13 protein-coding genes and 1 pseudogene are annotated in these 12,921 nt (G+C 61.2%); 6 read left to right on the top strand and 8 right to left on the bottom strand.

Annotation, left to right across the window (positions count from 1 at the left end):
* Positions 1-29 precede the first annotated feature (29 nt).
* From ACP7AP_RS08380 to ACP7AP_RS08370, 3 genes are all read left to right on the top strand, one after another.
* Entirely contained in the window at positions 30-1,028 is a 999-nt protein-coding gene (locus ACP7AP_RS08380) for an ABC transporter ATP-binding protein (RefSeq protein ID WP_426033749.1), read from the top strand.
* Positions 1,029-1,131: 103 nt separating this feature from the next.
* Positions 1,132-2,064: an ABC transporter permease gene (locus ACP7AP_RS08375; RefSeq protein ID WP_426033748.1), complete on the top strand. Its 933-nt coding sequence runs from the start codon at positions 1,132-1,134 to the stop codon at positions 2,062-2,064.
* Entirely contained in the window at positions 2,054-2,872 is an 819-nt protein-coding gene (locus ACP7AP_RS08370) for an ABC transporter permease (RefSeq protein WP_426033747.1), read from the top strand. Before ACP7AP_RS08375 ends, ACP7AP_RS08370 begins: the two co-directional genes overlap by 11 nt.
* Positions 2,873-3,133: 261 nt before the next feature.
* Here the strand turns inward: ACP7AP_RS08370 and ACP7AP_RS08365 are convergent, their stop codons facing one another.
* Entirely contained in the window at positions 3,134-3,562 is a 429-nt protein-coding gene (locus ACP7AP_RS08365; RefSeq protein ID WP_426033746.1) for a GNAT family N-acetyltransferase, read from the bottom strand.
* Positions 3,559-4,713 (bottom strand): succinyl-diaminopimelate desuccinylase, encoded by a 1,155-nt coding sequence (dapE, locus tag ACP7AP_RS08360; RefSeq protein ID WP_426033745.1) that lies wholly within the window; start codon positions 4,711-4,713, stop codon positions 3,559-3,561. The genes ACP7AP_RS08365 and dapE overlap by 4 nt, the downstream gene beginning before the upstream one ends.
* Before the next feature lie 329 nt (positions 4,714-5,042).
* Between dapE and ACP7AP_RS08355 the strand changes: the two genes are divergently transcribed.
* Positions 5,043-6,044 (top strand): Hint domain-containing protein, encoded by a 1,002-nt coding sequence (locus tag ACP7AP_RS08355; RefSeq protein WP_426033744.1) that lies wholly within the window; start codon positions 5,043-5,045, stop codon positions 6,042-6,044.
* Between the two features lie 174 nt (positions 6,045-6,218).
* Here ACP7AP_RS08355 and ACP7AP_RS08350 read toward each other — a convergent pair whose 3' ends face one another.
* Positions 6,219-6,617, bottom strand: coding sequence for a hypothetical protein (locus ACP7AP_RS08350; RefSeq protein ID WP_426033743.1), 399 nt, complete (start codon positions 6,615-6,617; stop codon positions 6,219-6,221).
* Between the two features lie 150 nt (positions 6,618-6,767).
* Between ACP7AP_RS08350 and ACP7AP_RS08345 the strand changes: the two genes are divergently transcribed.
* Complete coding sequence (locus tag ACP7AP_RS08345; RefSeq protein WP_426033742.1) at positions 6,768-7,313, top strand: hypothetical protein; 546 nt, start codon at positions 6,768-6,770, stop codon at positions 7,311-7,313.
* A 3-nt stretch (positions 7,314-7,316) separates the two neighbouring features.
* Here ACP7AP_RS08345 and ACP7AP_RS08340 read toward each other — a convergent pair whose 3' ends face one another.
* The 5 genes from ACP7AP_RS08340 to ACP7AP_RS08320 all read right to left on the bottom strand — a co-directional run bounded on the left by ACP7AP_RS08340 (position 7,317) and on the right by ACP7AP_RS08320 (position 12,346).
* On the bottom strand, positions 7,317-7,646 hold the full coding sequence (locus ACP7AP_RS08340) for a hypothetical protein (RefSeq protein WP_426033741.1): 330 nt from the start codon (positions 7,644-7,646) through the stop codon (positions 7,317-7,319).
* A gap of 91 nt (positions 7,647-7,737) precedes the next feature.
* Entirely contained in the window at positions 7,738-8,226 is a 489-nt protein-coding gene (locus tag ACP7AP_RS08335) for a cupin domain-containing protein (protein ID WP_426033740.1), read from the bottom strand.
* Between the two features lie 75 nt (positions 8,227-8,301).
* Positions 8,302-9,129, bottom strand: a complete 828-nt coding sequence (dapD, locus tag ACP7AP_RS08330) for a 2,3,4,5-tetrahydropyridine-2,6-dicarboxylate N-succinyltransferase (RefSeq protein WP_426033873.1) — start codon at positions 9,127-9,129, stop codon at positions 8,302-8,304.
* A 329-nt stretch (positions 9,130-9,458) separates the two neighbouring features.
* Positions 9,459-11,630, bottom strand: coding sequence for an esterase-like activity of phytase family protein (locus tag ACP7AP_RS08325; protein WP_426033739.1), 2,172 nt, complete (start codon positions 11,628-11,630; stop codon positions 9,459-9,461).
* A 98-nt stretch (positions 11,631-11,728) separates the two neighbouring features.
* Positions 11,729-12,346: an AraC family transcriptional regulator gene (locus tag ACP7AP_RS08320; protein ID WP_426033738.1), complete on the bottom strand. Its 618-nt coding sequence runs from the start codon at positions 12,344-12,346 to the stop codon at positions 11,729-11,731.
* A 4-nt stretch (positions 12,347-12,350) separates the two neighbouring features.
* On the opposite strand from ACP7AP_RS08320, the pseudogene ACP7AP_RS08315 reads away from it, so the two are divergent.
* Positions 12,351-12,779, top strand: a pseudogene (locus tag ACP7AP_RS08315) (SDR family oxidoreductase).
* Positions 12,780-12,921 lie beyond the last annotated feature (142 nt).

The following is a 12,921-nucleotide window of genomic DNA, read 5'->3' as shown; positions in this document are numbered from 1 at the left end:
CCGCCCCGGCGGATAAAGGCCCATAGTACATGCCCGCAGCCGTAGAATTCCGCAGCGTTTCCCGTCATTTCGGCCCCACCGCAGCCCCGATCAAAGCCGTCGATGGTGTTGATCTGACTATCGCCGAAGGCGCATTCTTCGCCATGCTTGGCCCCTCGGGTTCCGGCAAAACCACCTGCCTGCGGCTGATATCCGGCTTCGAAGCCCCCACCGCAGGCGAGATTTGCATCTTCGGCGAGAATGTCTCGAACACTCCGCCGCACCTGCGCAACGTCAACACGGTATTCCAGGACTACGCGCTGTTCCCCCATATGAACGTCCGCGATAACGTCGCCTACGGGTTGATGGTCAAAGGCATGGCCCGCGCCCAGCGCTACGCCAAGGCCGAAGAAATGCTCGCCCTCGTCCACCTCGACGCCTATGGCAGCCGCAAACCGGGGCAACTGTCAGGCGGCCAACGCCAACGCGTCGCCCTCGCCCGCGCCTTGGTAAACGAGCCGAAAGTCCTGCTGCTCGATGAACCACTCGGCGCTTTAGACCTTAAACTCCGCGAGGCCATGCAAGACGAGTTGAAATCCCTGCAACAACGCCTTGGCATCACCTTCGTCTTCGTCACCCACGACCAGCACGAGGCCCTCTCGATGGCCGACAGCCTCGCTGTGTTCAATGACGGTAAAATCGCCCAGATCGGCACGCCTACTGAGATCTACGCGCAACCGAAAACCCGTTTCGTCGCCGATTTCGTTGGCTCGTCCAATGTGCTGCCGCCAGCGCTGACCCAATCGCTCGGCGGCCCCGCCAAATGGTCGTCCCTACGCCCCGAAACCCTGCACCTCGATCCCTCTGGCACCTTGCAAGGCACCGTCACCTCGCTGCGCTACCTCGGCTCCGGCCACCGCGTAGCATTCACCACCCAAGGCCAAGACATCGCCGCCATCCTGCCCACAGGCACCGAACTCCCAACTCCCGGCAGCGAAATCCGCCTCGGCTTCCACCCCGATGCCCTGCACATCATGGATGAAGCCTGATGCGCCGCAATTTCATCTGTTTTCTAAATATCCCCGCCGGAGGCTCCTGCATCGGCCTCCAGCCTGAGTATTTCAAAAAGAGCAAATCCAAGCGGGTCGCAGCATGACCGCCATCCTCCCCACCAAATCCACCGCCGACCGCCTTACCGCCCTGTTCTGGCGCAAACCCAAGCTGCTTCTGGCCCTGCTGATCACCCCGCCACTGCTGTGGCTCGGCGTGATCTACCTCGGCTCGCTCGCTGCCCTGCTGCTGCAATCCTTCTATTCCATCGACGAATTCTCCGGCATGGTGGTGCGCGAGTTTACCCTGAAGACCTATGGCGAGCTCTTGTTGCCGCAAAACTACGACATCATTTTGCGCACCCTGCTGATGTCTGCGGCCGTCACCCTGGCCTCTGCCATTATCGCCTTCCCCATCGCTTATTACGCCGCCCGCTATGCCAAGGGCCGCTGGAAGGCGGTGTTCTATTTGGGAATAATGCTGCCCCTCTGGTCGTCTTACCTCGTCAAAGTCTACGCTTGGAAGCTGATCCTCGCGAAAGAGGGCATCATCACCTGGGCGGCCACAAAAACCCATACCAACTTCCTCTTGGATGCCGCGCTCGCTTTGCCCGGTATCGGCGGCAATTCCCTGTCCACCAGCTATATCGGGATGTTTCTGGTGTTCACCTATGTCTGGCTGCCCTACATGATCCTGCCGATGCAGGCATCGTTAGAGCGAGTCCCGACCTCGATGCTGGAAGCCTCCCAAGACCTCGGCGCCACCAGCAGCCAGACCTTCCGCACCGTGATCCTGCCGCTGGCGCTGCCGGGCGTGATCGCGGGCTCGATCTTCACCTTCTCGCTGACCATGGGCGATTACATCATTCCGCAAATCGTCGGGAATTCCGCCAATTTCATCGGCATGGCGGTCTACCAGCTGCAAGGCACCGCCGGAAACACCCCGCTCGCCGCCGCCTTCGCTGTGATCCCGATCGTGATCATGCTGATCTACCTCAGCCTCGCCAAACGCGCCGGAGCCTTCGATGCGCTCTGACGCCACAATAGATCGGGCATCCCTCGCCCTGAAAACCGCCGCGACCGCAGTGCTGCTGTTCCTGCACTTGCCGATCCTGATCATCTTCCTCTACGCCTTCACCACCGAGGAGCGCACCTACGCCTTCCCGCCCCCCGGCCTGACACTGAAATGGTTCGCCGCCGCGTGGGAGCGCCCGGATATCTGGCAAGCCTTAACGCTTTCACTCCAAGTCGCCACCGCCGCAACCCTGCTGGCGATGATCCTCGGCACCCTGATCTCCGCCGCCATGGCGCATGCCCGCTTCTTCGGGCGCGAGCAGATCAGCCTGCTGATCATCCTGCCCATCGCCCTGCCCGGCGTGATCACGGGCATGTCCCTACGCTCGGCTTTCGGCTTGATGGACATCCCGTTCTCTACCCTCACCATCATCCTCGGCCACGCAACCTTCTGCATCGTCATCGTCTACAACAACGCCGTCGCCCGCTTTCGCCGCCTGTCCGGTGGCATTATGGAGGCGTCAGCCGACCTCGGCGCCAACGCCTTCCAGACCTTCCGCCACATCCTGCTGCCCAACCTCGGCACCGCCCTATTGGCCGGAGGCATGCTCGCCTTCGCCCTCAGCTTCGACGAAGTCATCGTCACCACCTTCACCGCAGGTCAACAATCCACCCTGCCGATCTGGATGCTGGAAGAACTGATCCGCCCGCGCCAACGCCCGGTCACCAATGTCGTCGCCATGGTGGTCTTCGCCGCCACCTTCCTGCCCATTCTGCTGGCCTATTACCTGACCCGCAACGGCTCCGAGACCGCAGGCGCGGGCAAATAACCGCGCCGTAATTCGGACGAAAAGTTCGGATACAGAAAATCATGGCACCGCCGACCTCTGCGGCTTGGCCCTAGCACTGATGCGGCATCCGCAAGGCCCGCCGCATCAGCGCGCCTTACAGTATATCGCGGTTAATCGAGGACAAGTTCAGATATCTCCTCGCCGCCCCGGACTTGATCCGGGGCCTCGACCCGTTAATCGCACCCCATGAGGCTCCGGCTCAAGGCCGGGGCGGCGAAGGATAGACTGCAAGGTCAAAACTTACCCATCAAAGCCCAGCACCATATCCCGATGCGCGATCCCCGCATCATCGTAAACCGGACCAACCGCCTGAAACCCCAGCCGTTCATAAAACCCAAGCGCCTGCAACTGCGCGCCCAGCTTGGCCTTCGTCACACCCTCGATCCCACGAAACCGCGCCACAGCTACCTTGATCAGCGCAGCCCCGATCCCCGCTCCGCGCGCAGCGTCAAGCACACAAACCCGGCCAATCTTGCCGACCTCGCCCTGCACCAACAGCCGGGCCGAGCCGACCGCCACCCCGTCCAACAAGGCCAGCAGATGCAGGGCGGCGTCGTCTTGATCGTCCAGTTCGCGGTCTTCCGAGACGCCCTGTTCGTCGATGAATACCACGCGGCGCAGCTGGCGGCACAGGGCAATGTCGCGCGTCTCTATAATCTCTACCGTCACGCGAAATACTCCCGCAGCACGCGGGCGTAGATCGCCTTCAACGCGTGAATCTGCGCCACTTCGACCCGCTCATCGACCTGATGCATCGTCTTGCCGACCAGCCCGAACTCTACCACCGGACAATGATCCTTCACAAACCGCGCATCCGACGTGCCGCCAGAGGTCGAATACGCTGGCACGCGGCCCGTCTCGGCCTGCACCGCCTTCGCGACCAAAGCCGAAAACTCCCCCGGCGGCGTCAGGAAACTTTCGCCCGACACTGTCACCCGCAACGAAATCACCACCCCGCTCATAGCCTGCACGGCTTCCGCATGCCCCTGCAACCACGCCGTCAAAGATGCCCCCGAATGGGCATCATTGAACCGGATGTTCACCGTAGCCGTCCCCCGCGCCGGGATCACATTCGTCGCCTTATTGCCGCAATCAATCGTGGTGATCGCCAAGGTCGAGGCATCAAAATGCGCGGTCCCCTGATCCAAAGGCTCTGCCTCCAACCGCGCCATCAGCGCCACCAAAGCGCTCATCGGATTCTTCGCACGGTGCGGATAGGCCGAATGGCCCTGCACGCCCACCGCCGTAAAGTAGCAAGTCATGCTGCCGCGCCGCCCGATCTTCATCATCTCGCCCATCTCATTCGGGCAGGTCGGCTCGCCCACCAGACAATGCGTCATCCGCTCGCCGTTCAACGCCATCCAATCCAGCAAAGCCACCGTGCCATCCAGCGCCTCGGCCTCCTCATCGCCGGTAATCGCCAAAATCACCGCGCCATCGGGCGGCGTAGCCTGCACAAAATCCACCGCCGCTGCCGCAAAGGCCGCGACCCCCGATTTCATATCGGTCGCCCCCCGGCCATACATCCAGCCATCGACCACCGCCGCACCAAACGGGTCCTGCGTCCACGCCGCCGCATCGCCCACCGGCACCACATCAGTATGCCCGTTAAAGCCGAACGATTTATTCGCCCCCGCCACACCCCAGCGCGCATATAGGTTCGCGATCCCGCCGCGATCCACCCGCGTGCAAGCAAACCCCGCCGCCTGCAAAACCCCCGCCAGCAGCACCAAAGCCCCACCCTCCTCCGGCGTGACCGAGGCACAACGGATCAGATCAGCGGTCAGTTTTTCCGGGTCAACGGGAAGATGCATAGCCATGACAGACGCCTTTCGCTAAGAAACCATGCCACCCGAGATACCGCCGCGCCCAAACCAATGCAACGGCCCGTAAAGGTGTGCCCCGCGCGCAACCATTGCGCTCCGGCAGAACCCTGATGCCGAAAGGCAGTGGCCGCGCCGCCGCATCCCACCTAGCCTAAAGATACGACGGCGCGACAAAGATATTCCATGCGATGGGGCCAACGAGCCCTTTGGGCGGCAACGCACATCGCCATGGCAACCGAGGCAAAGATGACAGCGGGCGACTTGCACACCCCGACCAAGGCCCCCATCCGCCCGATTGCCGCGGGTCAATCGGCCATGGGCAGATGACGGACAGCTTCCATCAAGGCTGGGTCGCGCTGTCGGATCGCGGTCTGCTCAATCCCGCTGCGCCGGATGCCCTGCTGCATCAAGGCCTGTTCGTGATGGAACTGGCACTGCCGCTGCAAAACGCCAGCCTGCTGCTCGACCACCAATCCAACACCGGCTGGCCGCGTACCTTTGCGATCTTCCACGACCCCGCGACGGGCATCGTCATCCTGCACCGCCAAGGCAAAGACGTCGCCCGCCATGTCCTGCCCGGCCCCTTGCCACAAGGCAAAGGCACCGCCCGGCTGTCATTCCAGTTCAACGCCCCAGCGCGGCACTGGAGCCTGTCCTTCGAGCTTCTCGGCACTGACCCGCCGGTGACCATCACCGCCGAGGGCCAAAACCCGCTGCCAATCCCGCTGTCCGATCTGCAAACCCTCTGCACCAAGCACCGCCCCTCTGGCCCGGTGCTGTGGTTCGGCCTGACCGAAGGCAAAGCCCCGCCCGGCGCAGCGCCTTGGATCGGCCTGCGCACCCCGGTGGAAACCAGCCTCGGCCCGGTGCTTGCGGGTCATCTGAAACCCGGCGACATCGTCATCACCGAAGACGGCCCGCTCCCACTCCGCGCCGCCCAGCGCCTCGCCCTGCCCGCCCGCGGCAGCTTCGTCCCGGTCCTGCTGCGCGCGCCGTTCTTTGGCCAAACCCAAGACCTGCTGGTCTCCGCCGATCAGTTGCTGGCGATCTCTGGCCCCGAGGTGGAGTATATCTTCGGCACCGACGCCGTCCTCATGCCCGCTGGCAGCTTGGTCGATGGCCGTACTTCCCTCTCGGATCAACGCCGCGCCATCACCGGATCGGTTGCATTAGACCTCGGCACCCCAGCCCTCATCGAATCCAACGGCTGCCTGTTGGCGATCGGCCACGAAGCAGCCCACGACCTGCCGCTGCGCTGCCTGCAAACCTACGAGGTGCTCACTCTGATGACGCTATTGGGACGCACCCCGCGCCGCGCCGCGTAAAGTCCGTAAAGCTTATCTAAAATTGTCATCCTCTGCGCGCACTCTGCGCGCAAATATCCCACCGGGTCTGGCCAGTTTGGCCTAGGGCCAAGCTGGCTTTGTGATGTATAACCCCCAGCGGCCAGCCCCTCGCGCAACTTCAGCCAAACATCATCCGGCACCCGTTTGCGAGCGCTATATTTTAACCGCTGACAGCTGGGGACGATAAAACAACAGCAGGCCTTTTCCGTTGCGGACTTCCACTCTGTCCGTATTGTCCGTGATAATCTGGCTGATCCCCTGCTGTTTGCCCCTGCGCTTGCAGGATAAAACCCGGTGGGCTGTTTTCAAAAGAATACGATACGGCATCACGAGCTCCCCAAATTTCGAGGCAATACCTAAAAAAGCCACAAAAATGCGGCTGCAATGTGGCGCGCATCTGAGTGTCGGCACAAAATCTAGCAATGCGGACCGGTTGCGCGTCACCAAGGCGAACTGCACATCTCTGAGTGTCGGCACAAAATCTAGCAATGCGGACCGGTTGCGCGTCACCAAGGCGAACTGCACATCATCGACACCACATGAAAGCAGCATATCGACACCCTCAAGGGTTTACGGGGCACGGCCCCCTCGCAGGGCTAAAATGCAACCGACCCGTGGGCACAATTCAACCTGATAGTGCCACCCGCAAAGCATTCCGACGCGAAGGTGAAGGCCCGTCTACCGTTCAGCAGGGTGCAGGTTGTGGGGGTTCTGGAAACCGCAGCCGCATATGCCCCGACCTCAATCGACCGCTGGGAGCCACTTATCGCAGCCTATCTAGGCGCGCGTATCGAAGAGATAGCGCATATAACGCTGACAGTTTCAGCAAATCGCAAAACCAGATTGCAGCCGACGCCGCCCGCATGGCTCAGCGCAGCTTGCAGAAGAAGGGGTGATCTGATGGCATACCGACCCAATCGCCGCCACCCGACCGGGCAGCATGAACAGACTTTCGCAGCGGATGTGGCGCGGCGTAAAGCGCTGTTTGAAGCCGGGGCAAGCGGGGTTGCAGCCGGTCTGGACCGCTACCTTATGGATGGAATGCTTGCGCCGGGTTTCGATTTGCGGGAAGAACCGCCGGATGAGGAAGGGTTTGGCGGCGGTCGACCAAGCCCGGTTCGGCTGACGTTGACCGCCACCACAAAAGCCAACGGGCATTTCGGCCGCTTTTCCATGCCGTTACATCGGCCAATCTGTGCCAAAGACCGCGCCAAGATGATTTTTTATGTATCTAATATTAATAAATAAAAATCAGTCATTGTAGAATGGCGTCATCTGCGCCACCACCACCGAATTCTCGGCCAAAGCCCGCGCCATCAATGCGCGTTCTTCATCGTCAACTTCATCGCCCGCTGCCAGTCGCTCCTCCAACGTGCCGTAACCCGACACATCCAACGGTGCCAGGTCGGCCTGCTTCAGGATCGCCACGGTTTCGCGCACCGCCTCGGCCTCATCAATGCCGCTGGCATAGCACATCAGCGCCGCTCCGGTGGATTTTTCGGGCAAACCATCGCCGGGTTTGCGGCCAACCTCGACGGCCAGAGTGTAAACCTGCTGCGGGCGTTTTGTGGTTTCGGTCATCGGGCTACCTTTGGCGGAACGGGATTGCCCCTCTTACGCGCAACCCATGCCAGAGAAAAGCCTTGCCGCATCGCCGAAAACTGCTGCCCCCTTAGCGCGGCAATAACCCCGGCCCGACCACTTTCATGCCATGTGCGGCAAACACCGCCGCCATCGCTTGCGGCGTAGGTAAGGTCAACGCGGCGGCCGTATGGAAGAACTCCTCCATCTGACCCGCCGGAAAGAACGTCACCAGCATCCGCCCGGTCTCCGACGTATTGGCAAAAGCATGCGGTACACCGCGCGGGGCCAGCAGGGTGTCCCCCGCTTGCAGATGAAACAATGCCGCGCCCACCCGGATATCGAAACTGCCCTCGCGCACGAAAAACCACTCATCCTGATCGGGGTGAATGTGCAGCGGCGGCCCTCCGCGCAGAGTGCGGTTGGTATCGACACTGCACGCCGCCCCGCCGGTATCCTTGCCCGACAACACCACATTGAACCAGGCATCCAGAAACGTGAGGGGCGTGCCGAAACGGTCAGTATCGGCGGCCACAAAAACGCCCGCAGGCGGTGTGAAATCAGAGGGTAAATCGCTCATAACACTGTCCCACCCTGGTATCCGGTAGGGTGTTATAACATGGAAGCCACCGCCCGTATATCTTGGCAGCCAGGCTCAGTCCCGCAACAATTCGTTGATCGAAGTCTTGCTGCGGGTCTTGGCATCGACCTTCTTCACGATCACCGCGCAATACAGGTTCACGCCGTTCTTCGACGGCATCGACCCCGCCACCACGACCGAGCCCGCAGGCACTTCGCCATACATCACCGCCCCGGTTTCCCGATCAACGATCTTGGTCGATTGGCCGATAAACACGCCCATCCCCAGAACCGAGCCTTCGCGGATGATACAGCCCTCAACCACCTCAGATCGCGCGCCGATAAAGCAGTTGTCCTCGATGATCGTCGGCCCCGCCTGCATCGGCTCCAGCACGCCGCCAATGCCAACGCCGCCCGACAGATGCACATTCTTGCCGATCTGCGCGCAAGAGCCCACCGTCGCCCAGCCATCCACCATCGCGCCCTCATCGACATAAGCGCCGATGTTCACGAACGACGGCATCAGCACCACGCCCTTGGCGATATAGGCAGAGCGCCGCACGATGCTGCCCGGAACCGCCCGAAACCCGGCCTTGCGCCAGTCAGCCTCGGTCCAGCCCTGAAACTTCGACGGCACCTTGTCCCACCAGTTCGAGCCACCATTGCTGCCCGAAATCTCATACATATCGGTCAGCCGGAACGACAGCAGCACCGCCTTTTTCGCCCATTGGTTGACATGCCAATCACCATTGCCGCGCTTTTCCGCCACCCGCAACGCGCCACTGTCCAGCGCCGTCAACGTCGCTTCAATAGCCTCCCGCGCTTCGCCTTTGGTGGTTGTCGAGATCGTATCCCGCGCCTCCCAGGCAGCTTCAATCGCAGTTTCCAACGCGGCATAGCTCATGGCAATCTCCTCATAGCTTTGCAGCCCTATAACGGTGCGGCCCTTGCCATGCAATCGCATCGGGCAATCACATCGGACTTGGCTAGGGCGGGGTTCACCCCGCCACTTGTTCAAATTCACAACACCGTTCAAAACCCAATCGCCGCCCCGCAAATGTTAAGTCGGTGCAACCCACCACGCGTTAAGTAGGGCGGGGTTCACCCCGCCGCCCTTTCAAATGCGCCGCAAAGCTGAAAGACCAAAACGCCGCCACCTCAGACCCTGAGGCAGCGGCGCGGAGTTTCAGTGATCTGGCCCGCTGACCAACCCAACAGGCCCGACGCTTCTGCTTACTTCACCTCACCAATCGACCAGAACAGCGTCTCACCCGAGCTGTCATCCACGCCGTCATTATCGGTAACAACCCAACCCGTCCCCGCGGCGTCAATCGTGAAGCCTTCAACCTTGTCAACAATATAGCCGTTCAGCACGCCCAGATCGGGCATTAAATCCCGCACCAATTCCTTGCTGACCATGGGCAGCTTGCCGCCCAATTCCGCCGGAACCAACTGGCTCACCGCCACCCGGTACAGCTTTTTGGTCACGGCCTTGTCGGCGATCTGGTTATCCCGCTCAACAATATAAGCCCAATCACCCTTTACAGTGATTTCCGACAGCCCCATCCATGCCCCTTCAGCGGGCGCATCCAGCGGATAATGCACCGCACCCCAGGTTTCTTCCTTGGTGTTATAAGCCAGCAGCTTGACCATACCTTTCGGATCGTCCTTCCACTCGCGCTGCACCGCCATCCACAGCGTGTCACCCACCACCGTGATGCCTTCAAACCCATAGCGAGTCTCATTGGCCAGCAGGCTTTCCGGCAGACCAATCTCTTGATCAATCGCGCCTTCGGCATCAATGTGGTAGATCGCATGTGGAACCAGCTTGTCGCTGCGGCCTTCCGAGGCCAGCCAGAACCCGCCCTCGCCATCCGCCGCAATGCCTTCCAGATCCAGCTTCTGCGCCGCATCACCGCCGCGCGTCACCCCCAATGCCGAGGTGATCTTCGCCGGGGTCTGCGTGGCATCAATCGTAAAGATCGTCGGGGCCGCCGCATAAACGCTATCGGACACTGCATAAAGCTTGCCCGCATCCTTCGGATCAGCCGCCAAACCCGACAAAGCTCCCCAGCCGATCAACGGATCAGACCCTGCCGAGGTGATCATCGGATAGGCCGCAGGCCCTTCCGCCATTTGGTAAATCATCACATGCGCCGGGGCCAAGCCATCTTCGCGCAAATCAACCTCATTCGCCGACACCAGCAGATTGCGCTGCGGAATAGCCACCATACCTTCGGGCGAAATCCCCGACGGCAGCAGTTGCTTCAACACCGGCGCCTTCGGGTCCGTCAGGTCATAAACCCCGATCACCGAGCCACGTTCCGACGCCACAAACGCCATCGGCACCTCGCCAAAGGTCGCGATCTCAACCGATTCCAACTCCACGCCCTTGGTCTTGCTGCGATGTTCAGGATATTGCCCGATTTCCGCAATCGCCCGCTCCAGCGACGCGCCGCTGTCATACACAACCGAGCCATCCCGGTTGAAAATCGTCCAACTGCGCGAGCCACCCTTATAATCGCCCTCATTCGCCACCGCGAAGTGATTGGCATCCACCCATTTCACCCCATCCGGCTCGCGCAAAGCAGCTTCACGCTTGCCGGTAAAATCCAACCGACCATCGCGCTTGGTATCAATGCCATCCAGATCGACCGCGCCTGCGCTGAAATGCCCAGAAACCTTGCCATCCGCGCCGATCAAAACGATCTCGTTATTCTCCTGCATGGTCAGAACGATCTCACCCGCCGCGTTGATGTCCAGAAACTCCGGCTCTGGATCATCCCCCGCCACGGCCGCCAGCCCGGTCATCTCGATCTTCTGCAACCCGGCGCAATCGACCACACCCGCCTTCACCGGCAGCTTCACCACAAACCCCGCCGGCATCTGCGGCAAAGCCCCGTCATTCACATCCTCATCGCGCTCATTTTCAATCGCAATCGCGAGGAACGAGCCATCCTTCGCCGCCGCCACCGAATCCGGCTGCCCGCCCAATTCACATTCCGCCACCACAGCCTTTGTCGCCAGGTCAACGCTGACCAGCTTGCCCGAGGTGTTCACATAATCCTTCGACGTATTCACCGCCGCAAACGCCGTCCCGTCGATGATCTTCGCCGTGGTGGGCTCGCCGCCCATGTCGATATTGCCCAACGGCTTCGGCGCTGCTGGATCGGTGATATCAATCAACCCGATCACCCCCAACGGGCTATCGGTATAGACCAAAGTCATGCCATCGTCCGAGGCGGAAATGATCTCGGCACTCGTCGCCCGCGCCAGATCTTCCCCAGCCGCCATGTTCAACGGCGTCGCAAAGCTGGCAATCCGGTTGAAAGTGGGCTCGGCCAAAGCAGGCAAAGCTGTGCAAATCGCCAGAGCAGAAGTCAGGCCAGAGATCGGAAAACGCATCGAGAGCATCCTTGGTCAGATAAAATCAGACCCAGCCATGCCCTCCCCGGATGAAACAAACACGACGCGGACGTGACAGTTTTACAACCGCGCCAAGATCAATCCTGATAACCCTCGCCCCGCGCAGCCCAGAACGAATCGCGCGGCGAAAGCCCGAACCGCGCCCGATACACCTCGGCAAACTGCCCTAAATGCGCAAACCTCCAGCGCAAAGCCACCTCTGTCACCGACCCCGCCCCCGCCACCAGATCGGCATGCGCATGTGCCAGCCGCTGATCACGCAAGAACCCCGGCGGAGTCGTCCCCCCGGCATCAGCCGCTGCCACCAGAAACAGCACCATCCTCAGCAAAGCCGCCCCCGCCCCGCTGCGCAGATCAAACCCACCCAAAAACGTCAAAGGCCGCAACGCAGGCGCGCCCAACTGTGCGGAAAGATAATCCTGCATCGCCTGCCGGTCGATCTGGATCAGCACCTGCCGCGTGCTTTCCGCCCAGATCATCGTGGTCGGCAGATGCGGGTTCAACACCGCCGCCACCTCGGGTGAGGAATAATACCGCTCCGCCCCATGCGCGATTATCACCCAACCCGACAGCGGGATCTGCACCAGATAAAACCGCTCCAACGCACCCGGCGCGATCAGCGTCTTGGCGCCATATTGGATGTAGTTCAGGCTCAGCCGCTCGCCGGGCAAATGGTGCTGGCGGGCATCCACCACGCCCTTGCCGATTCGGTCCTACCGATGCGAACAAGGGGGCCATCGTCAACTTCGGCTCAATCTCCTCCCGCGTGGCGCAGACGGGGCGCTGGGTTTATCGGGGTCGAAAGCTGCCATCCTGCAACTGACCCGCAGCCAAGCGATGGATCTCGCCCCGCAGGGCATCCGGGTCAACGCGGTGTCCCCCGGCTGAACGTGGAGCAATATCATGGATCAGCTCACCCACGGCAACCGCGCCAAAACCGATGCCGTCGCCGCCCCCTTCCACATGCTGGGCCGCGTCGCTGATCCCGAAGAAATAGCCGCCGCCGTGTTGTTCCTCTGCTCGGGCGAGGCCAGCGTCATCACCGGCACCGATCTCTGCGTTGATCGCGGCTATACCGCGATGAGGCCGGAACAGGTCGTACCCGCGATCCCAAAGCTGATGAACTAACCGCCAAAGCGGCAACCGAACACTAGAGCAAGTCACCTTCAATCGGGACCATATCCTGCGGCTTTGAAGTAGTTTCTGCATTCCTGGCTATGGAATAGATCGCAGACTGCACCGACGGCGGTCCAGAGGGCTTGGTACGTTC

It is taken from the genome of Cypionkella sp. TWP1-2-1b2, from assembly GCF_049896245.1.
Taxonomy (GTDB): domain Bacteria; phylum Pseudomonadota; class Alphaproteobacteria; order Rhodobacterales; family Rhodobacteraceae; genus Cypionkella.
This window is presented reverse-complemented; position numbering and strand designations above follow the sequence as displayed.